24 protein-coding genes and 2 pseudogenes are annotated in these 23,404 nt (G+C 61.5%); 16 read left to right on the forward strand and 10 right to left on the reverse strand.

Annotated features, from left to right (window positions below; translation table 11 throughout):
* Position 1: 1 nt before the first annotated feature.
* Genes JWU58_RS01650 through lptM form a run of 4 tightly spaced genes read right to left on the reverse strand, consistent with a single transcriptional unit; the run spans position 2 to position 3,002 of the window.
* Entirely contained in the window at positions 2-727 is a 726-nt protein-coding gene (locus JWU58_RS01650) for a DUF484 family protein (protein ID WP_042607115.1), read from the reverse strand.
* Positions 728-740: 13 nt separating this feature from the next.
* Positions 741-1,571 (reverse strand): diaminopimelate epimerase, encoded by an 831-nt coding sequence (gene dapF / locus JWU58_RS01655; protein WP_122506201.1) that lies wholly within the window; start codon positions 1,569-1,571, stop codon positions 741-743.
* Between the two features lie 3 nt (positions 1,572-1,574).
* Complete coding sequence (gene lysA, locus JWU58_RS01660) at positions 1,575-2,822, reverse strand: diaminopimelate decarboxylase (RefSeq protein WP_206421392.1); 1,248 nt, start codon at positions 2,820-2,822, stop codon at positions 1,575-1,577.
* Between the two features lie 9 nt (positions 2,823-2,831).
* Positions 2,832-3,002, reverse strand: a complete 171-nt coding sequence (gene lptM / locus JWU58_RS01665) for an LPS translocon maturation chaperone LptM (RefSeq protein ID WP_016772589.1) — start codon at positions 3,000-3,002, stop codon at positions 2,832-2,834.
* A gap of 314 nt (positions 3,003-3,316) precedes the next feature.
* On the opposite strand from lptM, the gene cyaY reads away from it, so the two are divergent.
* The 3 genes from cyaY (at position 3,317) to rnk (ending at position 4,548) form a co-directional block, all read left to right on the forward strand.
* Positions 3,317-3,649 carry an iron donor protein CyaY gene (gene cyaY, locus JWU58_RS01670; RefSeq protein WP_041476930.1) on the forward strand — a complete coding sequence of 111 codons (333 nt, stop codon included), beginning with the start codon at positions 3,317-3,319 and terminating at the stop codon, positions 3,647-3,649.
* A 3-nt stretch (positions 3,650-3,652) separates the two neighbouring features.
* Positions 3,653-3,874: a DUF1289 domain-containing protein gene (locus JWU58_RS01675; RefSeq protein WP_110599860.1), complete on the forward strand. Its 222-nt coding sequence runs from the start codon at positions 3,653-3,655 to the stop codon at positions 3,872-3,874.
* A gap of 254 nt (positions 3,875-4,128) precedes the next feature.
* Entirely contained in the window at positions 4,129-4,548 is a 420-nt protein-coding gene (gene rnk / locus JWU58_RS01680; protein WP_039757397.1) for a nucleoside diphosphate kinase regulator, read from the forward strand.
* Positions 4,549-4,557: 9 nt separating this feature from the next.
* Here rnk and JWU58_RS01685 read toward each other — a convergent pair whose 3' ends face one another.
* From JWU58_RS01685 to JWU58_RS01695, 3 genes are all read right to left on the reverse strand, one after another.
* Positions 4,558-7,401: a class I adenylate cyclase gene (locus tag JWU58_RS01685; RefSeq protein ID WP_206421393.1), complete on the reverse strand. Its 2,844-nt coding sequence runs from the start codon at positions 7,399-7,401 to the stop codon at positions 4,558-4,560.
* A gap of 181 nt (positions 7,402-7,582) precedes the next feature.
* Positions 7,583-7,828 (reverse strand): TIGR02647 family protein, encoded by a 246-nt coding sequence (locus tag JWU58_RS01690; protein WP_016772594.1) that lies wholly within the window; start codon positions 7,826-7,828, stop codon positions 7,583-7,585.
* 196 nt (positions 7,829-8,024) lie between these two features.
* Complete coding sequence (locus JWU58_RS01695) at positions 8,025-8,315, reverse strand: hypothetical protein (protein WP_122698690.1); 291 nt, start codon at positions 8,313-8,315, stop codon at positions 8,025-8,027.
* A gap of 123 nt (positions 8,316-8,438) precedes the next feature.
* Here JWU58_RS01695 and JWU58_RS01700 point away from each other — a divergent pair, with 123 nt between their 5' ends.
* Positions 8,439-9,098, forward strand: a complete 660-nt coding sequence (locus tag JWU58_RS01700; RefSeq protein ID WP_206421394.1) for a glutathione S-transferase family protein — start codon at positions 8,439-8,441, stop codon at positions 9,096-9,098.
* Between the two features lie 119 nt (positions 9,099-9,217).
* On the opposite strand, the gene argH is transcribed toward JWU58_RS01700, so the two are convergent.
* Positions 9,218-10,612 (reverse strand): argininosuccinate lyase, encoded by a 1,395-nt coding sequence (gene argH / locus JWU58_RS01705; protein ID WP_206421395.1) that lies wholly within the window; start codon positions 10,610-10,612, stop codon positions 9,218-9,220.
* A gap of 314 nt (positions 10,613-10,926) precedes the next feature.
* Between argH and JWU58_RS27185 the strand changes: the two are divergent.
* From JWU58_RS27185 to JWU58_RS01735, 8 genes and pseudogenes are all read left to right on the forward strand, one after another.
* A pseudogene (locus tag JWU58_RS27185) lies at positions 10,927-11,085 on the forward strand (sensor histidine kinase); the annotation flags it as partial.
* Complete coding sequence (locus tag JWU58_RS01710) at positions 11,082-11,828, forward strand: LytR/AlgR family response regulator transcription factor (protein WP_016772598.1); 747 nt, start codon at positions 11,082-11,084, stop codon at positions 11,826-11,828. The pseudogene JWU58_RS27185 and the gene JWU58_RS01710, both read left to right, overlap by 4 nt.
* Before the next feature lie 138 nt (positions 11,829-11,966).
* The gene (gene hemC / locus JWU58_RS01715) at positions 11,967-12,908 is read left to right on the forward strand and encodes a hydroxymethylbilane synthase (RefSeq protein ID WP_206421396.1); all 942 of its coding nucleotides are present in this window, start codon (positions 11,967-11,969) and stop codon (positions 12,906-12,908) included.
* Positions 12,905-13,651 (forward strand): annotated as a pseudogene (locus JWU58_RS27190) (uroporphyrinogen-III synthase); the annotation flags it as partial. The gene hemC and the pseudogene JWU58_RS27190, both read left to right, overlap by 4 nt.
* A gap of 36 nt (positions 13,652-13,687) precedes the next feature.
* The gene (locus JWU58_RS27195; RefSeq protein ID WP_223630514.1) at positions 13,688-14,830 is read left to right on the forward strand and encodes a uroporphyrinogen-III C-methyltransferase; all 1,143 of its coding nucleotides are present in this window, start codon (positions 13,688-13,690) and stop codon (positions 14,828-14,830) included.
* Complete coding sequence (locus tag JWU58_RS01725) at positions 14,827-16,065, forward strand: heme biosynthesis protein HemY (RefSeq protein ID WP_206421398.1); 1,239 nt, start codon at positions 14,827-14,829, stop codon at positions 16,063-16,065. Before JWU58_RS27195 ends, JWU58_RS01725 begins: the two co-directional genes overlap by 4 nt.
* A gap of 216 nt (positions 16,066-16,281) precedes the next feature.
* Positions 16,282-16,833, forward strand: a complete 552-nt coding sequence (locus tag JWU58_RS01730) for a disulfide bond formation protein B (protein ID WP_130900315.1) — start codon at positions 16,282-16,284, stop codon at positions 16,831-16,833.
* 181 nt (positions 16,834-17,014) lie between these two features.
* Positions 17,015-17,473, forward strand: coding sequence for an Rsd/AlgQ family anti-sigma factor (locus JWU58_RS01735; protein WP_016772602.1), 459 nt, complete (start codon positions 17,015-17,017; stop codon positions 17,471-17,473).
* 58 nt (positions 17,474-17,531) lie between these two features.
* On the opposite strand, the gene JWU58_RS01740 is transcribed toward JWU58_RS01735, so the two are convergent.
* Positions 17,532-18,197 carry an FKBP-type peptidyl-prolyl cis-trans isomerase gene (locus JWU58_RS01740; RefSeq protein WP_160768032.1) on the reverse strand — a complete coding sequence of 222 codons (666 nt, stop codon included), beginning with the start codon at positions 18,195-18,197 and terminating at the stop codon, positions 17,532-17,534.
* 192 nt (positions 18,198-18,389) lie between these two features.
* Here JWU58_RS01740 and JWU58_RS01745 point away from each other — a divergent pair, with 192 nt between their 5' ends.
* Positions 18,390-19,514 (forward strand): AlgP family protein, encoded by a 1,125-nt coding sequence (locus tag JWU58_RS01745; protein WP_206421399.1) that lies wholly within the window; start codon positions 18,390-18,392, stop codon positions 19,512-19,514.
* Here JWU58_RS01745 and JWU58_RS01750 read toward each other — a convergent pair.
* Positions 19,511-19,972 carry a TIGR02444 family protein gene (locus JWU58_RS01750; protein ID WP_160768034.1) on the reverse strand — a complete coding sequence of 154 codons (462 nt, stop codon included), beginning with the start codon at positions 19,970-19,972 and terminating at the stop codon, positions 19,511-19,513. The genes JWU58_RS01745 and JWU58_RS01750 overlap by 4 nt on opposite strands.
* Before the next feature lie 50 nt (positions 19,973-20,022).
* Here JWU58_RS01750 and JWU58_RS01755 point away from each other — a divergent pair, with 50 nt between their 5' ends.
* The 3 genes from JWU58_RS01755 to rhtB all read left to right on the forward strand — a co-directional run bounded on the left by JWU58_RS01755 (position 20,023) and on the right by rhtB (position 23,293).
* Entirely contained in the window at positions 20,023-21,933 is a 1,911-nt protein-coding gene (locus JWU58_RS01755; protein ID WP_016772606.1) for an ATP-binding cassette domain-containing protein, read from the forward strand.
* A complete protein-coding gene (locus JWU58_RS01760; protein WP_024014760.1) occupies positions 21,933-22,514 on the forward strand; it encodes a mechanosensitive ion channel family protein in 582 nt (193 codons plus the stop codon). The genes JWU58_RS01755 and JWU58_RS01760 overlap by 1 nt, the downstream gene beginning before the upstream one ends.
* Before the next feature lie 146 nt (positions 22,515-22,660).
* Positions 22,661-23,293 carry a homoserine/homoserine lactone efflux protein gene (gene rhtB, locus JWU58_RS01765; protein ID WP_016772608.1) on the forward strand — a complete coding sequence of 211 codons (633 nt, stop codon included), beginning with the start codon at positions 22,661-22,663 and terminating at the stop codon, positions 23,291-23,293.
* The last annotated feature ends 111 nt before the right edge of the window (positions 23,294-23,404 follow it).

Genomic DNA, 23,404 nt, shown 5'->3' on the forward strand with positions numbered 1-23,404 from the left:
GTCAGCGTACCGAGCGCAGCGAGCTGTTGACCCGTGGCAGCACACGGCCCATGACCTCGGCGATGTAACTGAGGAACAGGGTGCCGACCGAGCTCTTGTAGTGCTGCGGGTCACGGCTGGCGATGGCCAGAATGCCGTGAATGCCCTGATGGCTGACGGCAACCACGGCGGTCGAGCCGATCTGCTGGCGCTGTTCTTCGCCGAAGAGGAAATCCAGCTCATGCTCACGCAGGCTGCCGCTGACGCTTTTGCCTTCGGTGAGCAAGCCGCCAATCGCGGTTTGCGCGTCGGCGTGAGTCACCCAGCGGCCGACCGGGGCCGGGTTGTCGCCGAGCAGGATCAGGCTGACGAAGGGCACCTGGAAATCCTGACGCAGGCTGTCTTCAACGCTGATGACCACGTCTTCCAGGGTCGATGCATCCATCAGCGCGAGAATCAGGCGGCGGGTTTTTTCGAACAGGCGATCGTTGTCGCGGGCCACGTCCATCAGATGCGAAAGGCGATGGCGCATCTCGATATTGCGGTCGCGCAGGATGGTCATCTGCCGCTCGACCAGCGACACGGTGTCGCCGCGTCGGTGCGGAATGCGCAACGACGGCAGCAGCTCTTCGTGCTCGACGAAAAAGTCCGGATGAGCTTCAAGGTAGGCGGCAACTGCGGCTGCCTCGAGGCTCTCGGACGCTGATTCGTCGGCTGGTCGGGCGGGTACCTGTGGCTTGTCGGTCATGATTTCTGCTCGCTCAAAGACGCACTTGTCCTTCGTATACACGCACTGCCGGACCGGTCATCAACACCGGTTCGCCCGGGCCGGCCCACTCGATGGACAGACGCCCGCCGGGCAGGTCGATCAACAGCGGCGAATCCATCCACCCCTGACTGATGGCTGCCACCGCCGCCGCACAGGCGCCGGTGCCGCAGGCCTGGGTTTCCCCGGCGCCGCGTTCCCAAACACGCAGTTGCGCGCGATGGCGGTCGATGACCTGAAGGAAGCCGACATTGACCCGCGCCGGGAAGCGCGGATGGTGCTCGATCTTCGGCCCCAGCTCATGCACCGGTGCGCTGTTGATGTCGTCCACGCGAATGACCGCATGGGGATTGCCCATCGACACGGCGGCCAGTTCGACCGTGGTGCCATCGACATCCAGCTGATAACTGGTGGCCTGGGCTGGCGCCTGGAACGGAATGTCCGCCGGCACCAGGCGCGGCGCGCCCATGTTCACGCCGATCTGGCCGTCGTTACGCACGTCCAGTTCGATGATGCCGCCCTTGGTCTCGACGCGGATCTGCCGTTTGGCGGTCAGACGCTTGTCGAGCACGAAGCGGGCGAAGCAGCGCGCACCGTTGCCGCACTGCTCCACTTCCGAACCGTCGGAGTTGAAGATCCGGTAGCGGAAATCCACATCCGGGTTGCTCGGCGCTTCGACGATCAGCAACTGGTCGAAACCGATCCCGGTGTGGCGGTCGCCCCATTGCTTGGCGTGTTTGGGCTGAATGTGCGCGTGCTGGCTGACCAGGTCGAGGACCATGAAGTCGTTGCCCAGGCCGTGCATTTTGGTAAAACGCAGCAGCATGGGTTACTCCGGCAGCAGGCTTTCGCCGGCAAACAGCTCGGCCACGGTTTCGCGGCGACGCACTTCAAAAACCTGATCACCATCCACCAGCACTTCAGCGGCACGGCCGCGAGTGTTGTAGTTGGAGCTCATGACGAAACCGTAGGCACCGGCCGAATGCACTGCCAGCAAGTCGCCCTCTTCCAGCGCCAGCTCGCGATCCTTGGCGAGGAAGTCGCCGGTTTCGCAGATCGGGCCGACGATGTCGTAATTGCGTGCAGCGCTGTCGCGCGGTTTCACTGCGGTGACGTCCATCCACGCCTGATACAGCGCCGGGCGGATCAGGTCGTTCATCGCCGCGTCGACGATGGCGAAATCCTTGTGCTCGGTGTGCTTGAGGTATTCGACCTGGGTCAGCAACACGCCGCCATTGGCAACGATGAAGCGACCCGGTTCGAACACCAGCGCCAGATCACGCCCGTCGAGACGCTCGCGCACGGCTTTGATGTAGTCGGCAGCCACCGGCGGCTCTTCATCGCGATAACGCACGCCCAGGCCACCACCAAGATCGATGTGGCGCAGGTGAATGCCGCAATCGCCCAGACGGTCGACCAGATCGAGCAAGCGATCCAGGGCGTCAATGAATGGCGGCAGGGTGGTCAGTTGCGAACCGATGTGGCAGTCGACACCGACCACTTCCAGGTTCGGCAGATGCGCGGCGCGCACGTACACGTCTTCGGCATCGGCAATGGCGATGCCGAACTTGTTCTCTTTCAGACCGGTGGAAATGTACGGATGGGTGCCGGCATCTACGTCCGGGTTCACGCGCAGCGAAACCGGGGCGCGAACACCCAGCTCGGCGGCGACTACTTGCAGGCGCTCGAGCTCGTCGGTGGATTCGACGTTGAAGCAGTGCACGCCGACTTCGAGGGCGCGGCGCATGTCGTCACGGGTCTTGCCGACGCCGGAGAAAACGATCTTGTCGGCGCTGCCACCAGCGGCCAGTACACGTTCCAGCTCGCCACGGGAAACGATGTCGAAACCGGCGCCGAGACGGGCCAGGACATTCAGTACACCGAGGTTGGAGTTGGCTTTGACCGCGAAGCAGACCAGATGCGGCATGCCGGCCAGCGCATCGGCGTAGGCCAGATACTGCGCTTCGATGTGGGCGCGCGAGTAGACATAGGTGGGCGTGCCGAAGCGGTCGGCGATGGCGGACAGCGCCACACCTTCCGCGAACAGCTCCCCGCCACGGTAGTTAAAAGCGTCCATGGCGATCCCTTAGTAAACGTCGTGCTTGTGAGCCTTGGACGGCTGCTTCTGCGAAGACTGGGCTTGTTCGGCCGGGTCCTGGTCGTCATCGGGCAGGTATAGCGGGCCTTTTTGACCACAGGCCGAAACCAGGCAGGCAACCGCGACGAGCGCAGCAAGGGAAGAGATCAGGCGCTTCATGGCGAAATCCTTGAAAATGCGTTAATTGCGCCGGAGTATACCGGCCACCCGGCAGCTTGCCTATGCGAGGGGGTTCCCGTCCGGCGGGGCTCCTGTGATGCGCATCATCCCTGTGGGAGCGAGCCTGCTCGCGAAGGCGTCGGCAAATTCAACAGGCTCGTTGCCTGACACACCGCTTTCGCCAGCAGGCTCGCTCCCACGGGGGCGGTGCTGGATGGGCCGACAGGTGCTTGGTCGTTAATCTTTGCAATCGGCCGGCAGCGTCCGTATCTTTCGGCGCTTGAGCCTGATCAGACATTTTTGAGGTTGCCGCAATGAGTTTGTCCGAAGCCCGTTTCCACGATCTGGTCGATGAAACCCAGGAAAAACTGGAAGACATATTTGACGAAAGCGATCTGGACATCGATCTGGAAAGCTCGGCCGGCGTGCTGACGGTCAAATTCGAAAACGGCAGCCAGTTGATCTTCAGCCGCCAGGAGCCATTGCGTCAGCTGTGGCTGGCGGCAGTGTCCGGTGGTTTCCACTTCGACTACGACGAAGAAAGCGAGCGCTGGATGTGCGACAAGAGCGAAGAGCAATTGGGCGAAATGCTTCAGCGCCTCGTCAAGCAGCAGGCTGGCGCCGAATTCGATTTCGAAGGTCTGTGATTCGTGACGGATGCCGCGCCTGTTCGCCCGCCGAAACCGCTCTACAGCAACGTCAGCCCGGCGGTGCCTTCGCCGTGCACGGGCGTATGCCGACTGGACGAACAGAAAGTCTGCCTCGGCTGCGCGCGCCACGTTGAAGACATTCGCGAATGGCGCTCGGCCGATGATCAACGGCGCCGGGTGATTTGCCAGCAGGCTGCCGCACGAAAATCCCAAGCCTGTTGATATCGTGGCGAGGGGATTTATCCCCGTTGGGTCGCGTAGCGGCCCCAAAATCTATACGGCTGCTGCGCAGCCGAACGGGGATAAATCCCCTCGTCACAAGGGTTTCACCCAGGCAATAAAGGGCGTGACTTGTATATTTTTTGAGCTGTGATAGTGTCCGCGAACGCCTCAAACCACCGAGGCACGGTGAAAACCCCGTCTTTTTTGGCGGGGTTTTGCTTTTTTTGTGCAGAAGAAAGGAGTCTGCCTGGATCATGACCGCACCTTCCATCACCCTTACCCGTCTGGACGTGCAACGTCTGGAGCGCCTGATCGACAGTCTGAGCGAGAAAGACCAGGCTGCGCCGGGCGTGATTGCGCTGCAAACCGAACTGGACCGCGCCGATACCGTGGTCGGCCACGATGAAGTGCCCGCCGATGTCGTGACCATGAATTCCCGTGTGCATTGCCGCGAAGAAGGCAGTGGCAAGGATTACCACCTGACGCTGGTCTATCCCAAGGACGCCAACGCCGATGAAGGCAAGATTTCCATTCTGGCGCCGGTCGGCAGTGCGCTGCTGGGTCTGAAGGTCGGTCAGCACATCGATTGGCCGGCCCCGGGTGGCAAGTCGCTGAAACTGACCTTGCTGGAAGTGGAATCGCAACCGGTCAACGGCGGCGCCTTTCCCGAATAACTCCCCGCTTCAAACCTGTTCGAGCGCTTCATTCAACGAGCGCTCCAGGTCCGCCTTGTAGCGCAGATACAGATTGCTTGAACTGTGCCCGTCACCGAGCAACCCCGAGAGGTCGAGGTCGGTGATGTAGCAGCGATAGCGTTCGGTCTCGCGGCGCTGCTCGACGATCTCTCGGGCGACCACGCTGAACAACTGGTCGCCATGCTCCAGCTCGCTGAATTCGCGCTGATTGCAATACAGGGTGACCTGCACTTCGCCGGGCGCGGCTTTGCCGATGATCGCCTGTACGTCATAGAACGGTTTGTTCACCGGGGTCTGCGGTGCCGGCCGGGTTTCGACCCTGCGCGAGCGCCCCGGGCCTGACGGCAACAGCTGGTAATACAAAGTCTGGGGGCTGCCGGCAGGGCCACTGTCCATCGGCAATTGCGCTTCCCGCCGATACTGGATCGATTGCAGAAAACGCTGCAGCGGTACCAGCAGACTCTGCTCGTCATGGTACGGAAGCTGCTGTTGCCACAGCGCATTGAATTCATCCAGCACGTACAGCTCGGCCTGCTGCTCGCTGATGCGATAAAACACCTGAATGCACTCCGGCTGACCCATCGGCAGGATCAGCGCCAGATCGTGATCTTCCAACGCCATCGGGTCGAGGTGCAGCGGGCTGTAGCGCGGTAGTTCTTCGCCCAGATAATCGAGCAGTGCCGGCAGGGTGGCGAGGGCGACATGGTTGACCTGACCTGGCACCAGCTCCAGCACGTGGTAGTGCTGCTGCACCTGAATCAGGTAGCGGTGATTCAAGTCACTGAGCAACAGGGTCTGCGCGGTGTCGACGATTTCTTCGACGCGACGGGCAATGAATTGCGCGCGGTTGTGGCAGAAACAGCGCACTTTCAGCGACGGCTGCACCGAGCCGCGCGGCAGGTTGTTGAGATAATCGCGCAGGCAATCGAGCAGTGCATGCGGGCCGTCGAAACGATTGACCAGCACTTCGTTCCAGCTGTTGAGCGTGACCTGATCGAGGGTCAGCACCAGGTTCTCGCGCACACCGGCATAGCTCAGCGAGTCGGTGCGTTCGGTGGTCATCAGGATGTTCAGATCACGGTGATGCTTGAGCGGGTCGACGCCGACGTTGATCAGCAGCAGCACTTCGCTGGGCACAGCGGCACGTAGCAATGGCTCTTCGGCAACGGTGGGCAAGGGCAGGGCGATGCACTGCTGCAGGCTGCCGAGCAGGTTGAACAGCTCGAACTCGCTCAAGTCGCTGGTGCCCGGATGCAGGGCCAGACGTGTGCTGCTGTCGATCACGCCGTTGCGGTGGCACCAAGTCAGCAGTTCAAGCAGCTCGCGACTGCGCTTGATCGGCGCGAAGTGTTCCCACTCCAGTGCCGTCAGGCTACCGTTGTACAAGCCCCACTGGGTATGCCCCGGCTCCTTTTTGTTCGGCGACTGCACCAGGGTCAGGGTGTCTTCCGCCAAGTCCGGGGCGATGCCCGGATTGATGAACTCGACCTTGTCGGCCTTGCGCTCGAACGCTGCGTAGAGGCGCCGGCCGAGGACATTGAGGTCGCGCTTGTTGATCAGGCTGACAGTCTGTTCGCTGCGGGCGAACTGGGTCAGAAAGCGATAGCTGTAGTTGAGTTCATTGACCAGCGCGCGGCGCTCGGCGCTGACCTGGCGGACTTTCCACTGACTGCGGCTGTCGAGCAGCGCCAGTTGCCGTTGATCCCAATGCCACTCGCCAGCCAGGCGTTCGAGCAGTGTGCGTTGCCAGCCCTGGCTGCGGCTGTTGCCGGTGAGCTTGCGGTTGACCTTCAGATACAGCGCGCGGCGCACCAGTTCAAGACGCTCCGGTTCGTTGCGGGCGATCAGGTATTCCTCGATACGCCGGTACACGACCATGTACGGGTCCAGTTCATCAAGATCGAGCTGATTGGCGAACACGGCTTTCTTGAAGCGCAGGCTCAGGCACTGCACGTGCGGGTGTTCGCTGGCGTACACCTCGGTCAGCAGCAGTTTGAGCACCGACTTGTAGGGCGACTCGATGCCTTTGAACAACTGCCACAACCCGGCGCCGATGAATTCTCCGGGCGGAATGGTCGCCATCGGCCCGAGATCGAGGGTTTCGTCGGCGCGAATAAAGCGTTTGGACAGCAGGGTGTGGGTGTAGGCGTCGTAGGCTGTTTCTTCATAAACCGGCACCAGCCACCAGATCGGCGTGCGCCCGGCCAGCCAGATCGCCGTGCGGTAAAACTCGTCGAGCAGCAGATAGTGCTGGGTGCTGCCGCAGTTGTCCGAACTGAGCTGGGAATCGCGTTCGCCTTTGACGAAGCGCGCCGGGTCGATCAGGAAGAAATGCGCTTCGGCACCCTGGCTTGCAGCCCAGGCTTCCAGCAATTGGCACTTCTTGCTCAGCTCGGCGAGCTCGCTTTCGCTCAGATCCGGCCCATGGCAGACCCACACGTCCATATCGCTCTGATCGGCCTGGGCCAGCGTGCCGAGGCTGCCCATCAGGAACAGGCCGTGGATCGGTCGCGGCGGGTTACTGCCATGGCGCGGCCTGTAAGAGAACGAGCGAGTCAGGCGCTGCGCCTCAGTCAGCGCATTGGCGTCCGGCTCATAATTCGAAAGCCCCGCCGGCGTACTGCCCGAGACATAGCCGGGCAGCAACGGATGATTGACGTGAAAGAACAGCGGCAACAGCGTCAACACGCTTTGCTGGCGCGTCGACAAGCCTTCGAGAGCGCGGCCGAGGCGGCCTTCATTGAGTTTGAGAAAACGTGCGCGCAGTTGGCTGAGTACCTTGCGGTCGATGCCTTCGTCCAGGTCGGGGCGGATTTCGTGGGTGCGGGTCATGTCAGCTCAAACCGGCTTGCAGGCTCGGACGTAGAGGGTCTCGGAATGGCCGCAGTTTAGCCGCTGCGCGGCAGGACGTTTAAGCTGAATTTGTTTTTTGACGTCAGTTTTTTATCGACAGCGATCGGGCGGGCCCGCGGAAATCCCGTGGCAGGAGTTCCCGTGGGCAAAGTCAGAGAAATCAGGCGGTTTCCTGTTCTTTCAAAATCGTCAGTACGGTCTGCACGTTTTGCGCGGCATCGCGACCGAGGCTGGTCAGATAACCGCCATCGGGCTGGTCGGTGAGTTCTTTTTCAAAGAGGCGCTGGGCAGCAGCGATGTGTTTCGGGGCAGCGGTCTGATGAATTTTCAGACCTTCCTGGGAACTGTCCAGGTTGAAGAGTGCAAGGACTTCCAGTTCGGCAACCAACTCAGGGGTAAGCGACATAAGGACTCCAGACTTTCTAGGAATTGGACGACAGCGCCTCTAAGGTGAACCCGCTGGTGCAGCATGTCCAGTGCTCGGATCAGGGGATTTTGTCTTGAGGCGAATTCCAGTGTAGTCGGGCGGCAGCAGATGGCTGGATGGATGCGTAACAAACCTTGTGGGAGCGAGCCTGCTCGCTCCCACAGGAATGATGTGGTTACTGCTTTTCCGGTGGCAGCTCTGGCAAAGCGCGCAGTGCCGCTTCGTACCACTGGGTGTCGAACGGGCGATCTTCATCGAGCATCGCGTCAATTTCGAAAGCCAGCACATGGGCCATCAAATTGAGGATCTCCTCACGGTCCATACCGACCAAAGTCAGCTTGTTCAACGTCGCCTTCGCCGCCGGCGGGTTGTCGCTTTCAATCTGGTTCTCGATGGCTTCGATCAGGGTCGCTTCGGTGAATGCTTCTTCGTCGTCATCGTTGACGATATCTGTCGGCTCGCTCATGGCAGGCTCCTCAGGGAAAGGCGCCAGTTTACCCGCATTCAGCGGCGTGATGCTGCTGGCGGGAAACGCCGCGGCGATCTATAAACAGGCACTGCCCACCCCGCACGGCCTGGAGGCTCTGTGATGTTCAAGCTCTACGGATTCGCTGTCAGCAACTACTACAACATGGTCAAACTGGCACTGCTGGAAAAAGGCCTGCCCTTCGAAGAGGTAACTTTCTATCCGACGCAGACCCCGGAGTCACTGGCAATCAGTCCGCGTGGCAAGGTCCCGGTGCTGGGTGTCGACGCCGGTTATATCAACGAAACCGCGATCATCCTCGAATACCTCGAACAAGCACAAAAGGGCACGCCACTCCTGCCCAGCGACCCGTTCGAGCGCGCGCAGGTATTGGCAATTGCCAAGGAAATCGAGTTGTACATCGAGTTGCCGGGGCGTGCCTGCTATGGCGAGGCGTTTTTCGGTGTGACATTGCCGGAGGCTATCAAGGAGAAGACCCGGACCGAGCTGTTGCTGGGCTTCGCGGCGCTGGGCCGTCATGGCAAGTTCGCCCCGTACGTGGCGGGTGACAGCCTGAGCATTGCCGATTTGTATTTCCTCTACAGCGTGCCGCTGGCCTGTGCGGTCGTGCAGAAGTTGTTCGGGGTTGATCTGCTGGCTGAGATGCCGCAGGCGAAAGCGCTGCTGGAACGGTTAGAACAGAATCCGCATGTGCAGAAGATTGCGGCGGACAAGGACGCGGCGATGCCGGCGTTTTTGGCGATGATTGCTGCCAAGAAGTGAATTTTGTAACGCTCTGAAGTCAGTCATCGCTGGCAAGCCAGCTCCCACAGGGCTATGGGGCGAACGCAAAATTGTGTTCCACAAAGAACCCTGTGGGAGCGGGCTTGCCCGCGATCCTTCTAGCGGCTGGCCAGCAGGGCCTGACCGCGCGCCACCGCAGCCCTGACCTGCGCCGGCGCAGTCCCGCCGATATGGTCGCGGGCATTCACCGAGCCTTCCAGGGTCAGCACGGCAAACACGTCCTGCTCGATCTGATCGCTGAACTGACGCAGTTCTTCCAGGCTCATCTCGGCCAGATCCTTACCCGTGTCGACGCCGTATTTCACCGCGTGGCCAACGATTTCATGGCAGTCGCGGAACGGCAGGCCACGGCGCACCAGATAATCCGCCAGGTCGGTCGCGGTGGAGAAACCGCGCAGTGCCGCTTCACGCATGATCGCGTGTTTCGGCTTGATCGCCGGGATCATGTCGGCAAACGCGCGCAGCGAATCGCGCAGGGTGTCGGCGGCGTCGAACAGCGGCTCCTTGTCTTCCTGATTGTCCTTGTTGTAGGCCAGTGGCTGGCCTTTCATCAGGGTCAGCAGGCCCATCAGCGCGCCGAACACACGGCCGGTCTTGCCGCGCACCAGCTCGGGCACGTCGGGGTTTTTCTTTTGCGGCATGATCGAGCTGCCGGTGCAGAAACGGTCCGGCAGATCGATGAACTGGAACTGCGCGCTGGTCCACAGCACCAGCTCTTCGGAGAAGCGCGACAGGTGCATCATCGCGATGCTTGCGGCCGAGCAGAATTCGATGGCGAAGTCGCGATCGGAAACGTTGTCCAGCGAGTTGCCGCCGACGGCGTCGAAGCCGAGCAGTTGCGCGGTGTATTCGCGGTCGATCGGGTAAGTGGTGCCGGCCAGCGCGGCGCTGCCCAGCGGCATGCGGTTAGTGCGCTTGCGGCAGTCGACCAGACGCTCGTAGTCGCGGCTGAGCATTTCGAACCAGGCCAGCATGTGATGCCCGAAAGTCACTGGCTGTGCGGTCTGCAGGTGGGTGAAGCCGGGCATGATGCTCGCCGCTTCACGTTCGGCCTGCTCCAGCAGGCCTTTTTGCAGGCGGGTGACCTCGGCGAGGATCAGGTCGATTTCATCGCGCAGCCACAGGCGGATATCGGTGGCGACCTGGTCGTTGCGGCTGCGCCCGGTGTGGAGCTTTTTACCGGTGACGCCGATGCGGTCGGTCAGGCGCGCTTCGATGTTCATGTGCACGTCTTCGAGGTCGACGCGCCAGTCGAACTGGCCGGCCTCGATTTCGCCCTGAATGGTCTTCAGTCCATCGATGATGCTGTCGCGCTCGGCATCGGTCAGCACGCCGACCTTGGCCAGCATGGTGGCGTGGGCGATCGAGCCCATGATGTCGTGGCGATACAGGCGCTGGTCGAAAGTGACGGAGGCGGTGAAGCGGGCGACGAAGGCGTCGACGGGTTCACTGAAGCGGCCGCCCCAGGACTGATTGGTCTTGTCAGTGCTCATGAATTCGCTCGTATCGGCTTGAAGAAATGGCGTGAAACGCTGGCGGGGATAATAACAGGGTTGCCAATCCTGTCGCTGACACCGGTCGATACGTTTTTTCGCGGATGTGTCAGGCATGTCCGGCGCGGTCTGCAAGGAATTTACAAAAGGATATTTTTTGATTGAGCAATATCGTTCCGACGAACGTCTACAGTGGACATAAGGGTCGGTGCGAATGCGGATCATGCAAAGGTCCGGCCACTGGCTATAAGAAGAGGGGGCGGGTGAGTTGTACAACGGTCACCCACCGTGAGAAACGCAGGAAACACTGGGCTCCGAGCGGTACGACCCGGACGCTGGCAAATATTGCTGGCCGACGTACGGCACTTTTTGGCGCTCGGGCTAGTCTTAGCGTGGATCGCGGTGACGGAGGTCACTACACCTGTCTACGCTATCCTTGTGCGAGACTCACGCAGGAATCCAGCGCAATATGAATGTCCTGATCGTTGATGACGAACCCCTGGCTCGCGAGCGCCTAAGCCGTATGGTGAGCGAGCTCGAGGGTTACACAGTCCTGGAGCCCAGTGCCACGAATGGCGAGGAGGCGTTAGCGCTGATCGACAGCCACAAGCCGGATATCGTGCTGCTCGATATCCGCATGCCGGGCCTCGATGGCCTGCAGGTTGCTGCCCGACTGTGCGAACGAGAGACGCCGCCGGCCGTGGTGTTTTGCACCAGTCCCGATGAATTTGCCGTGGAAGCCCTGCAGGCCAGCGCCGTGGGCTATGTGGTGAAACCTGTGCGAACCGAACACTTGAATGAAGCCCTGAAGCGGGCTGAACGTCCCAACCGGGCGCAACTCTCGGCCCTGACCCGTCCCGCTGCCGAAAGTGGCAACGGCCCACGCAGCCACATCAGCGCACGGACCCGTAAAGGCATCGAGCTGATTCCGCTGGATCAGGTAGTCTACTTCATCGCCGACCACAAGTACGTGACCCTGCGTCACGAAGCCGGCGAGGTGCTGCTCGACGAACCCCTCAAAGCCCTTGAAGACGAATTCGGCGAACGCTTTGTGCGTATCCACCGCAACGCGCTGGTCGCTCGTGATCGCATCGAGCGATTGCAACGCACGCCACTGGGACATTTCCAGTTGTTCCTCAAAGGCCTCAATGGCGACGCACTGATTGTCAGCCGGCGGCATGTTGCCGGTGTGCGCAAGATGATGCAGGGGCTTTGACCTGGTCCTCACCGGGCTTTTTCGTGTTCTTTTATCCGGCATGGCAGGCCAGGGAGGCCGCGCCGGTTCTGATTCAAATCAAAGTGAAATTGACTGAGCTGTTATTATCCGCCGTATCTATTCAGTACGGATTGTTCCATGTCCCCTCGCGAAATCCGCATCGCCACCCGTAAAAGTGCGTTGGCCCTCTGGCAGGCCGAATACGTCAAAGCCCGTCTCGAGGCGGCCCACCCGGGCCTGCTGGTGACGCTGGTGCCCATGGTCAGTCGCGGCGACAAGCTGCTCGACTCGCCACTGTCGAAGATCGGCGGCAAGGGTCTGTTCGTCAAGGAACTGGAAACCGCGCTGCTGGAAAACCAGGCCGACATCGCTGTGCATTCGATGAAAGACGTGCCGATGGACTTCCCGCAAGGCCTGGGTCTGTTCTGCATCTGTGAGCGTGAAGACCCGCGCGATGCTTTCGTCTCCAACACCTACGCCAGTCTTGAAGCGCTGCCTGCCGGGGCCATCGTCGGCACCTCGAGCCTGCGTCGGCAAACGCAATTGCTGGCGCGGCGTCCCGACTTGCAGATCCGTTTCCTGCGCGGCAACGTCAACACCCGTCTGGCCAAACTCGACGCCGGCGAGTACGACGCGATCATCCTCGCCGCGGCCGGTCTGATCCGCCTGGGTTTCGAGGAGCGCATCACATCGGCGATCAGTGTCGATGACAGCCTGCCGGCCGGTGGCCAGGGCGCGGTCGGCATCGAATGCCGCAGCGCCGACCACGAAATTCACGCCTTGCTCGCGCCTTTGCATCACGCCGATACCGCTTCGCGGGTGAACGCCGAACGCGCCCTCAACAAACATTTGAACGGCGGCTGCCAAGTGCCGATCGCCTGCTACGCCGTGCTTGAAGGCGGGCAGTTGTGGTTGCGCGGTCTGGTCGGCGAGCCGAGTGGTGGCAAGCTGCTCAGCGCCGAAGCCCGCGCGCCGCGCGCGGACGCCGAGACCTTGGGCGTGCAGGTCGCTGAAGACTTGCTCAAGCAAGGCGCTGACGACATTCTCAAAGCTGTCTACGGCGAGGCGGGTCACGAGTGACAGCCTGGCGCCTGCTGCTGACGCGCCCGGCAGACGACTGCGCGGCGCTGGCCGAACAGCTGGCCGGGCACGGGATTTTCAGCAGTTGTCTGCCGCTTCTGGACATTGTTCCGCTGCCGCTCTCTGACACTATTCGCCAGGCGATTTCGCGATTGCCCGCCTGTAGCGCAGTGATTGTGGTCAGCAAACCGGCGGCGCGGATTGCGGTGGATCTGCTCAAGTCCGAAGGCACGGCGCCATTGAGCATGCCGTGGTTCAGCGTCGGTGCGGCGACCGCAGGCATTCTTCGCAAACACGGGCTCGATGTCAGCTTCCCGGCTGACGGCGATGACAGTGAAGCCCTGCTGCAATTGCCGCGTCTGCGCGAGGCGCTCGACCAGTCCGGCGCGCAGGTGATGATCCTGCGCGGCGAGGGCGGTCGTGAACTGCTCGCCGAGCGCCTGCGCGCGCTTGGTGCTAGTGTCGAGTATCTGGAGTTGTATCGCCGCGACCTGCCAGCCTACCCGCCAAACGAGCTGCCACGGCGGATCGAAGCGGAACGCTTGAACGGGCTGGTGGTCAGCAGTGGACAGGGTTTCGAGCACCTGCGGCAGATGGCCGGCGATGCCTGGCCGAAGATCGCGCAGTTGCCGTTGTTTGTTCCAAGCCCGAGGGTCGCCGAGCTGGCACGTGCCGCCGGGGCTCAAACAGTTGTGGATTGCCGCGGCGCAAGTGCCGCGGCTTTGCTGACGGCGTTACGGGAATGTCCCGTGCCGTTTTCTAATGCAAAGGATGGATACGTGAGCGAAACAGCCTTGCCAAAAGATGACGTCCAGCCTGCGCTCGATGCCCAGGTTGAAACTCCACCACCGGCCCAAGAGCCGCGCCGAGGCAATGGACTGGCGATTGTCGCCCTGCTGCTCGGCGCCGCCGGTGTCGCCATCGGCGGCTGGGGTGTCTGGCAGGTGCGCCACCTGCAGAACAACACGCAGCAACAGTCGAGTCAGGTGCAGGCTTTGAACGATCAGGCGCAAAGTCTGAAGCTCAACGAACAGCGTCTGACCGAGCGTCTTGCACAGTTGCCCGGTGCGGACGAACTCGCCGAGCGCCAGCGTCTGGTCACGCAACTGCAGGGCGATCAACAGCGCCTCAATCAACGTCTGGAAACCGTCCTTGGCGCCAGCCGCAAGGACTGGCGTCTGGCCGAGGCCGAACACTTGCTGCGTCTGGCCAGTCTGCGCCTTTCAGCGTTGCAGGACGTCAGCAGCGCCCAGGCATTGGTGCAAGGCGCCGATGAGATTCTCCGTGAACAGAACGATCCGGGCTCCTTCGCCGCGCGCGAGCAAGTGGCGAAAACCCTGGTCGCCTTGCGCAGCACCGAACAGCCGGATCGCACCGGGCTGTTCCTGCGCCTTGGCGCGCTGCGCGATCAGGTTATCGACCTCACGGAGCTTGCGCCGGAGTACAAGGATCGCGGCGAATCGCTGCTGGGCCTGACCAACGATGGCGATGGCGCCAGTCGCTGGGCGCAGTGGTGGGACAAGGTGTCGCGCTATATCCGCATCGATTTCAATGCTGACAAAAACGTCAAACCGCTGCTGGCCGGACAGAGCCTGAGCCAGGTGCGCCTGGCCCTGAGCCTGGCGCTGGAGCAGGCGCAGTGGGCCGCGCTCAACGGTCAGGCGGCGGTGTACACCCAGGCGCTGGCCGAGGCACGCGATGTGCTCAAAGGCAATTTCAACCCGGACAATCCGCAAAGCAAAGTCATGCTGGAACAGGTCGCCGAGCTGAGCAAGGAACCGGTCACCGTCAAGACGCCGGATCTGGCCGGCACCTTGAGTGCGGTGCAGGGATATCTGGAGCGACGTAACGTCAATGCCGAGGAATCGGTGAAACCGTTCGCCAAGCCTGCCGCCAATGCTGCGCAGGAGGCGACCCCATGAAGCGCCTCTATGTAATCGTGTTTCTGGTCATCGCCGCGACGGCAGCGCTGGGCCTGGCGATTGCCGAGCATTCCGGTTACGTGCTGGTGGCGTACAAGAGCTTCCGCTACGAATCGAGCCTGTGGGCGACACTCGCGGTGATCGCGGTGCTGTGGCTGCTGTTCTGGGGCATCAAGGTACTGGTCGAGCTGGTGATGACCTCCACCGGCGTGGTCAATCCGTGGTCGCGGCGCAATCGCAGCCGCCGGGTGCAAGTGGCGATCGAACACGGCCAACTGGATCTGGCTGAAGGTCGCTGGGCCAGCGCGCAGCGGCATTTGACCCGCGCAGCGGAAGCCGAGCGCCAGCCACTGCTGTATTACCTCGGCGCCGCCCGTGCGGCGAACGAGCAAGGTCAGTACGAAGAAAGTGATCGTTTGCTCGAACGTGCGCTGGAGCGTCAGCCGCAAGCCGAATTGGCGATCGCCCTGAGTCACGCACAATTGCAGACCGATCGTGGCGACACCGACGGTGCGCTGGTGACCTTGCAGGCAATGCATGAACGGCATCCGCGCAGCGCGCAGACATTGCGTCAATTGCAACGTCTGCATCAGCAGCGTGGCGAATGGCCGGCGGTGATTCGTCTGCTGCCGGAGCTGCGCAAGGACAAAGTGCTGCCGCCAGCCGAGCTGGCCGAACTCGAGCGCCGCGCCTGGGGTGAGAACCTGTCCTTGGCAGCGCATCGCGAAGAAGACGGTGCGGTGGGTCTGCAATCGCTCAAGCGGGCGTGGGAACAGCTGACTTCGGCGCAGCGTCAGGAAGCACCTTTGGTACTGGCCTATGCCGAGCAACTGCGCCAGTTGGGCGCTCAGGTCGAAGCCGAAGAAGTGCTGCGCACAGCGCTCAAACGCAAGTACGACAGTCATCTGGCGCGGCTTTATGGTCTGGTTCGTGGCAGTGATCCTGCGCGTCAGTTGCAGATTGCCGAAGGCTGGCTCAAGGAGCATCCGGCCGATCCGAGTCTGCTGCTGACCCTCGGGCGGTTGTGTCTGCAAACCAGTCTGTGGGGCAAAGCTCGCGACTATCTGGAAAGCAGTCTGCGCGTGCAGCGCAATCCGGAGACCTGTGCGGAGTTGGCCCGTCTGCTTGCACAGCTTGGCGATACCGAGCGCAGCAATCAGTTGTTCCAGGAAGGTCTGGGGCTGCTGGATGAACGCCTGCTCGCGGCGCCTTTGCCGGTTGCGGCGAAGGTCTGAATGGCGAGGGAGGTTGCTCCCTCGTGAACTTCGCTGTCCGAAAATTCCCCTTCTTTGCGCTCTAGAGACAAAGTCCTACAGAGCTCTTCACCGTTTCCTATCGAGCCTGTCGGGTTTTCCCTACACCTGCGGTGAACTGTCGGCAGGCCCTTGCCTTGAAAGGCTGACACGCTTTCCTCTACCGTAACCGTCTGTCTCTACTGTTACGGAAAAGCCATGTCGTTGGCCTGCTCACGCTCCTTGTTCTTCATGGCTTTCATTGCGGGGGCCTTTGCTCTGGGAGCTTCCTATTACCTCGAATATGCGGTCGGACTGACGCCTTGCAGTCTGTGCCTGGTGCAGCGATTGTTCCTCACATTGCTGTGCATCGGCTGCGGCGTGGCGGCGGTGCATGGCCCCCGGCGCGTTGGCTTATGGTGGTACTGGCTGTTTGCACTCGGCGCCAGTCTGGGGGGAACCACCGCTGCGTGGCGGCAGGTGTTGATCCAGAGTGACTCGATGCTGCAACTGGTCAAATGCTCGCCAACCGTGGAGTCGCTGTTCAGCGACCTGCCGTGGATCTGCGCCTTGCAACGGATGTTCAACGGCGGCGCCGATTGTGCGGACATCTCCTGGACACTGTTCGATTTGAGCATCCCGGAATGGAGCCTGCTGTTTTTTGTCGGCGTGTCCATCCTTGCGGTTTATCAGTTGTTGCGTCTGATCTGGAGCGCTCTGCAACGACCGGTCAGCGACGAAGCGTCGCACCACCAGCTGGTCAGGGATTAAACACTTGTATGAACTTTATCTCCTGCGTACCTTGAAGCCATAGGCGTGCGGGCATAATCTGGCCGGCACGTGTCATTGGATTTATGTTGCTCGATGACGCTCTGCCCGATCGTCCTCCAGTCAAATCAGAACAGGGGCGCGGGTGTAGAGCAGCATGACCCACAAGGGAAGAGAGATCGCCATGCTCGAAAGTTGTCAGAATGCTCAGGAACGTTGGGGTGGGGTTCATCTGCTGATCGACCGCTGGTTGCAGGAGCGTGAAGAGCTGATCGGCGCCTACGACAAGCTCGGTGCGCAGCCTGAGTCGCTGTCCGAGAGCCGCAAGCCTTTGCAGGAATTCTGCGGCGTGCTGGTCGATTACGTATCGGCGGGGCACTTCGAAATCTATGAACAGCTGACTGGCGAAGCCAAGGCGTTCAACGACAAGCGCGGTCTGGAACTCGCCGAGACCATCTACCCGCGCATCGACGTCATTACCGAGAAGCTGCTCGCGTTCAACGACCTGTGCGATGAAGGCAAATGCGTTGCGGAGAAATTCAAGGAATTGGGCGGCTTGCTGCATGAGCGCTTCGAACTTGAAGACTGCCTGATCGAAGTGCTGCACACGGCACACAAGGCAGAAGATCCGGTTCAGGCCTGATCCACGTCCTTCATGAAAAAACGGTGCGCCCGAAAGCGCACCGTTTTTTTATGCCTGATCAGCTCGTCGCGCCACGCAATTCCACTTCGAAAACCAGAGGCGTGAACGGCGCGATCAGGTCGCCGGCACCGTCGGCGCCATAGGCTTGATCCGATGGAATCACCAGCCGCCATTTCGCCCCCACCGGCATGTTCTGCAAGGCGGTGCGCCAACCGGCGATCACGCTGTCGAGGTTGAACCATTGCGGCTGGGTGTTCTGATCGAACACGGTGCCATCCGGCAGCTTGCCGACATACAGCACCTGCACTTTGCCGTCCGGGCCGGCCTTGGCGCCAGTGCCCGGAACCAGTTCAGTCAGAAGGATGCCGTCGGCCAGTTCCTTCACCCCCGGTTTGGCTTTTTCCGCACTGAGAAAGCGTTGCTCGTTTTCCATCGCCGCATCGCTCGATTGCCGTGATGCCTGCTCGGCATTGCGCGATTCGTGGTCGGCCAGAATCTGTTCGATACGCGCTTCACTCAGCGCCAGCGGCTTGCCCTGATACGCCTGTTGCAGACCTTCGATCAGCGCCTGGATCTGCAACTGCGGCACCTCTTGGCGCAGCCGTTCGCCGAGGCTGGCACCGAGGCTGTAAGCCAGATCATGAGCATCGTTCGCTGTGTTTTTTTCATCGGCATGCGCCGTCGAAAAAAACACGCAGAGGGACAAAATAAAGTAGCGCGACATGGGCACTCTCCGACCTGGGATGCGGGGGATTATGCCAGTGCAAACGTCTGCATCGGTGAACTGCTTTTTCCCGCGTGCACAACATTTCGGCTTCGGTGCAACGCAACGGTGCAGATACTGTCAACATGCCCTAGCGGCGGTATCAGCAGAGGTCTAGTATGAGCCGCACTCACGTCAGCCAGGAGGTAAACCATGTCGGCCACCAAGAAGCCTGTAAATACTCCGTTGCACTTACTCCAACAGTTGTCGGGCAGCCTGCTCGAGCATTTGGAAAACGCTTGCTCGCAAGCCTTGGCTGATGCTGAAAAACTGCTCGCCAAGCTGGAAAAGCAACGCGGCAAGGCGCAGGAAAAACTGCATAAATCGCGCACCAAATTGCAGGACGCCGCCACCGCCGGCAAAGCCAAGGCACAGAACAAAGCCAAGGCTGCCGTGAAAGAACTCGAAGACCTGCTCGACGCTTTGAAAGATCGTCAGTCCGAAACCCGCAGCTACATTTTGCAACTCAAGCGCGATGCCCAGGAAAGCCTGAAACTGGCCCAGGGTGTTGGCCGCGTTCAGGAAGCAGTGGGCAAAGTTCTGTCGTCGCGCTCGGCCAAACCCGCAGCAGCACCAGCGAAGAAAGTTGTTGCCAAGCCTGCTGCAAGCAAAGCCCCGGCGAAGACCGCTGCGGCGAAACCTGCTGTTGCGAAAACCGCCGCCAAACCAGCGGCCAAGGCGCCAGTGAAAGCGGCTGCCAAACCAGCGGCGAAAACTGCAGCGAAGAAGCCGGCGGCGAGCGCGGCAAAACCGGCGGCTAAAACCACCGCAGCCAAACCTGCTGCAGCCAAGCCAGCAGTGAAAGCCACCCCTGCCAAAGCCGCTGCAAAACCGGCCGCGAGCAAAGCTGCACCGGCGAAAACCGCAGCCGCCAAACCTGCTGCCAAAGCAGCAGCGAAACCAGCAGCAAAACCTGCTGCCAAGACTGCCGCTGCGAAGCCTGCTGCCAAGACTGCGGCCAAGCCGGCCGCCGCCAAACCTGCTGCGAATGTGGCGGTAAAACCGGCTGCCAAACCAGCCGCAACATCGGCAGCAAAACCTGCGGCAAAAACCGCTGCGAAACCGGCCGCCAAGCCAGCCGCAAAACCAGCGGTGAAAAAGCCTGCAGCTGCCAAGCCAGCCGCGACCAAACCGGCTGCCGCTCCAGCAGCCAAGCCTGCACCTGTGGCGACCCCGGCTGCCTCGGCACCGTCGTCCGCCAATCACTCGACCCCTTCGACTGCGCCAGCACCAGCCGCTTCGTCGAACGTCAGCAGCACCCCGACCAGCGCTTCCTAAGTGCCGGTTGCCGCGACGCGCAGCACTTGCAGCGCGTCGCGGTTCAGGCTGGCGGCATTGCCGGCCAGGTCTTCAAGCCAGGTCACCGAACCTGCATCGTTGCGCGTCCACTCCTGCGCCACACCTTCGAGCCGTGACAGCAAGGTGCGCTCAGCTTCAAGCTCCAGTGATTTGATCTGCTCGCGCATGCCGGCCACCACCGCATCGTCGACGGCCCGCGCTTTCCATTGCATGCGCAGGGTTCGCAGCGGCTGCACCACTTCGATATCCCACGGCGCGGTCAAGGCCTTGAGCAGACGTACGCGCGGTTCATCGCACGCCACCGCGCGCTGCTCCAGCCATAAACCGCAGAGCAGCAGGCAGACATTGGCGCCCGCCGTTTGCAATCGCAGGCAGGCATCTTCCACGCCCGGCCGGGCGTAGACATCAAGGGCAAAGCTCCACAGGTCAGAGGACATCGTGCTACTCGCGCCAGTTGTGAGCGAAGCTGGTAGACTCCGCCGCCATTATGATCCGACTTCAGAACCTGACTTTACAGCGTGGCCCGCAACGTCTGCTAGAAGACGCCGAGCTGACCCTGCACGCCGGCCACAAAGCCGGCCTTATCGGCGCCAACGGTGCCGGCAAATCCAGCCTGTTCGCGTTGCTGCGCGGCGAGTTGCACCCGGATTCGGGCGACTGCCTGCTGCCGGCCGACTGGCGCATCGCGCACATGCGTCAGGAGGTCGACACCCTCGAGCGCCTGGCGGTCGATTATGTGCTCGATGGCGACCTGCGTCTGCGCGAGGTGCAACGCGAGCTTGCCGCCGCCGAGGAGGCCCATGACGGCACCGCACTGGCGCGCCTGCACGCCGAACTCGACAGCGCCGACGGCTACACCGCCGATGCGCGGGCGCGCAAGCTGCTCGCCGGTCTTGGTTTCACCAATGAGCAGATGGATCGTCAGGTAGGCGATTTCTCCGGTGGCTGGCGGATGCGTCTGAATCTGGCGCAGGCACTGATGTGCCCGTCGGATCTGCTGCTGCTCGATGAACCGACCAACCACTTGGATCTCGACGCGATCATCTGGCTCGAAGAGTGGCTGAAGAGTTATCCGGGTACCTTGCTGCTGATTTCCCACGACCGGGATTTCCTCGACGAAGTGGTCGACCACGTCGCCCATGTCGATCAGCGCAAACTGACCCTCTACCGGGGCGGCTACACCGCGTTCGAACGCGCCCGCGCCGAGCGTCTGGCCCAGCAGCAACAGGCCTACGAGAAGCAGCAGGCGCAGCGTGCGCACATGGAAAGCTACATCGCCCGCTTCAAGGCGCAAGCGACCAAGGCCCGTCAGGCGCAGAGCCGGATCAAGGCGCTGGAGCGCATGGAAGAATTGTCGGCGGCCCACGTCGATTCGCCGTTCGACTTTGTTTTCCGCGAGTCGACCAAGATCTCCAGCCCACTGATCGACTTGTCCGATGCGCGCCTGGGTTATGGCGACAAGACCATCCTCGAGAAGGTCAAGCTGCAACTGACCCCGGGTGCGCGGATCGGTCTGCTTGGGCCGAACGGTGCGGGTAAATCGACGCTGATCAAGAACCTCGCCGGCGAGCTCGAACCGCTGGCCGGGCGCCTGACCCGTGGCGAAAACACCGTGGTCGGCTACTTTGCCCAGCATCAGCTCGACTCGCTGGATTCCAAGGCCAGCCCATTGCTGCATTTGCAGCGTCTGGCGCCGGGTGAGCGCGAGCAGACCCTGCGCGACTTCCTCGGCGGCTTCGACTTCCGGGGCGCACGCATCGATGAGCCGGTGCTGAATTTCTCCGGTGGCGAGAAGGCCCGTCTGGCCCTCGCGCTGATCGCCTGGGAGCGGCCGAACCTGTTGCTGCTCGACGAACCGACCAACCACCTCGACCTGGAAATGCGTCTGGCGCTGACCATGGCCCTGCAGGAATTCAGCGGTGCGGTGCTGGTGGTTTCTCACGATCGGCACTTGCTCAAGAGCACCACCGACAACTTCTATCTGGTCGCCGACGGCAAGGTCGAAGAGTTCGACGGCGATCTCGAAGACTACGCACGTTGGCTGGTGGAATACCGTCAGCGCAATGCGCCGGTCAGCAATACGCCGGTCAACCCGGACAAGACCGACAAGAAAGCGCAACGCCAAGCGGCGGCAGCGTTGCGTCAGCAACTGGCGCCGCACAAGCGCGAGGCTGACAAGCTTGAAGCCGAGCTGGGCAAGCTTCACGAGAAACTGGCCAAGGTCGATGCCAGCCTCGGTGACAGCGATATCTACGAGCCGGCACGCAAGAATGAATTGCGTGATCTGCTCGCCGAACAGGCGAAATTGAAGGTGCGTGAAGCCGAGCTGGAAGAAGCCTGGATGGAAGCGCTGGAAACCCTGGAAAGCATGCAGGCGGAGCTGGAGGCGTTGTCCTGATGGAAGCCTTCAAGCTGCCCTTTGCGGCGGTGTGGGTCGAACCGCTCTGGTTCACCGCGCAGATTCTGCTGATTCTGCTGGCCGGTTACCTGACCCAGCGTTTCGTCGCCAAAGGCCTCACTCGCCTCGGTGAGCGCTATCCGTTTCCGCCGCAGTTGCTGATGCCGCTGCGTGGCGTGTTGCGCTGGCTGATCATGGGCAGCGCGCTGCTCTTCGTGCTCGAGCGCCTCGGCGTTTCGGCCACGGTGCTGTGGACTGCGCTGTCGGGATTTGTCGCAGTGGCGGCGGTGGCGTTCTTCGCCATGTGGAGCGTGCTGTCGAACCTGCTCTGCGCCATTCTCATCTTCACCGTCGGGCCGTTCCGCCTCGGCGACGTGGTCGAACTGGTCGACACCACCGACAAGCCTGGCGTCAAAGGCCGGGTGATCGCAATCAATCTGCTCTACACCACGCTGGTCGAGGCCGAAGAACTCGGCACCGGCAGCGCCATGGTGCAGGTGCCGAACAGTCTGTTCTTCCAGCGATCGGTGCGGCGTTGGCGCGGGACGGATGTGTTTCCTTCCAGCGGGTTCGAGAAGTAGCTTTTTCAGCAAGATCGCAGTCTTCGGCAGCTCCTACATTTGGAATACGATCCCTGTAGGAGCTGCCGAAGGCTGCGATCTTTTGCTTTTAGCCCCAAACAGCATTAGTTTTGACGACTTGTCACAAGCATCAGCCGAGGTGTGCGATGGAGCTTCAAACATGGCTGGCATTTTTTGCCGCCTGCTGGGTGATCAGCCTGTCCCCGGGCGCGGGCGCCATCGCGTCGATGTCCAGCGGTTTGCAGTACGGATTCTGGCGCGGCTACTGGAACGCACTGGGCCTGCAGATCGGTCTGGCGGTGCAGATCGCGATTGTCGGCGCGGGTGTTGGCGCTGTGCTCACCGCTTCGGCCACAGCGTTCCATGCGATCAAATGGTTCGGTGTCGCCTATCTGGTTTATCTGGCGATCAAGCAATGGCGCGCGCTGCCCATGGACATGAGCGATGACGCCGCAGTGCGGCCGATCGGCAAGCCACTGGCCCTGGTGTTTCGCGGCTTTCTGGTGAACATCAGCAACCCCAAGGCGTTGGTGTTCATGCTCGCGGTGTTGCCGCAGTTCATCAATCCCCATGCGCCGCTGCTGATTCAGTATCTGGTGATCGGCGTGACCATGGTGTTCGTCGACCTGATTGTCATGGCCGGTTACACCGGGCTGGCGTCGAAGGTGCTGCGCCTGTTGCGCACGCCCAAGCAGCAGAAACGCATGAACCGCACCTTTGCCGGGCTGTTCATCGGCGCAGCGGCGTTTATGGCGACGTTGCGCAAAGCGGCGGCGTAAAACGCTCGGGCAGAAAAAAGGCGACCTCAAGAGGTCGCCTTTTTCATTTCTACCGAGACATCGGGGCAAGCGAGCTTTTCTTGAATCAATAGCGAGGGCCGCTTCGCGACC

The organism is Pseudomonas atacamensis, assembly GCF_017167965.1.
In the GTDB taxonomy this organism is placed as follows: Bacteria; Pseudomonadota; Gammaproteobacteria; order Pseudomonadales; family Pseudomonadaceae; genus Aquipseudomonas; species Aquipseudomonas atacamensis.

Coding starts and splice junctions, on each gene's coding strand:
- JWU58_RS01760 (WP_024014760.1), top strand. CDS start 21,933: ATGGAAGCCTTCAAGCTGCCCTTTGCGGCGGTGTGGGTCGAACCGCTC.
- lysA (WP_206421392.1), bottom strand. CDS start 2,822: ATGGACGCTTTTAACTACCGTGGCGGGGAGCTGTTCGCGGAAGGTGTG.
- JWU58_RS01730 (WP_130900315.1), top strand. CDS start 16,282: ATGTCGTTGGCCTGCTCACGCTCCTTGTTCTTCATGGCTTTCATTGCG.
- cyaY (WP_041476930.1), top strand. CDS start 3,317: ATGAGTTTGTCCGAAGCCCGTTTCCACGATCTGGTCGATGAAACCCAG.
- JWU58_RS01710 (WP_016772598.1), top strand. CDS start 11,082: ATGAATGTCCTGATCGTTGATGACGAACCCCTGGCTCGCGAGCGCCTA.
- lptM (WP_016772589.1), bottom strand. CDS start 3,002: ATGAAGCGCCTGATCTCTTCCCTTGCTGCGCTCGTCGCGGTTGCCTGC.
- argH (WP_206421395.1), bottom strand. CDS start 10,612: ATGAGCACTGACAAGACCAATCAGTCCTGGGGCGGCCGCTTCAGTGAA.
- JWU58_RS01745 (WP_206421399.1), top strand. CDS start 18,390: ATGTCGGCCACCAAGAAGCCTGTAAATACTCCGTTGCACTTACTCCAA.
- dapF (WP_122506201.1), bottom strand. CDS start 1,571: ATGCTGCTGCGTTTTACCAAAATGCACGGCCTGGGCAACGACTTCATG.
- JWU58_RS01750 (WP_160768034.1), bottom strand. CDS start 19,972: ATGTCCTCTGACCTGTGGAGCTTTGCCCTTGATGTCTACGCCCGGCCG.
- JWU58_RS01735 (WP_016772602.1), top strand. CDS start 17,015: ATGCTCGAAAGTTGTCAGAATGCTCAGGAACGTTGGGGTGGGGTTCAT.
- JWU58_RS01740 (WP_160768032.1), bottom strand. CDS start 18,197: ATGTCGCGCTACTTTATTTTGTCCCTCTGCGTGTTTTTTTCGACGGCG.
- JWU58_RS01685 (WP_206421393.1), bottom strand. CDS start 7,401: ATGACCCGCACCCACGAAATCCGCCCCGACCTGGACGAAGGCATCGAC.
- JWU58_RS01700 (WP_206421394.1), top strand. CDS start 8,439: ATGTTCAAGCTCTACGGATTCGCTGTCAGCAACTACTACAACATGGTC.
- JWU58_RS01695 (WP_122698690.1), bottom strand. CDS start 8,315: ATGAGCGAGCCGACAGATATCGTCAACGATGACGACGAAGAAGCATTC.
- JWU58_RS01725 (WP_206421398.1), top strand. CDS start 14,827: ATGAAGCGCCTCTATGTAATCGTGTTTCTGGTCATCGCCGCGACGGCA.
- rnk (WP_039757397.1), top strand. CDS start 4,129: ATGACCGCACCTTCCATCACCCTTACCCGTCTGGACGTGCAACGTCTG.
- hemC (WP_206421396.1), top strand. CDS start 11,967: ATGTCCCCTCGCGAAATCCGCATCGCCACCCGTAAAAGTGCGTTGGCC.
- JWU58_RS01650 (WP_042607115.1), bottom strand. CDS start 727: ATGACCGACAAGCCACAGGTACCCGCCCGACCAGCCGACGAATCAGCG.
- JWU58_RS01690 (WP_016772594.1), bottom strand. CDS start 7,828: ATGTCGCTTACCCCTGAGTTGGTTGCCGAACTGGAAGTCCTTGCACTC.
- JWU58_RS01755 (WP_016772606.1), top strand. CDS start 20,023: ATGATCCGACTTCAGAACCTGACTTTACAGCGTGGCCCGCAACGTCTG.
- rhtB (WP_016772608.1), top strand. CDS start 22,661: ATGGAGCTTCAAACATGGCTGGCATTTTTTGCCGCCTGCTGGGTGATC.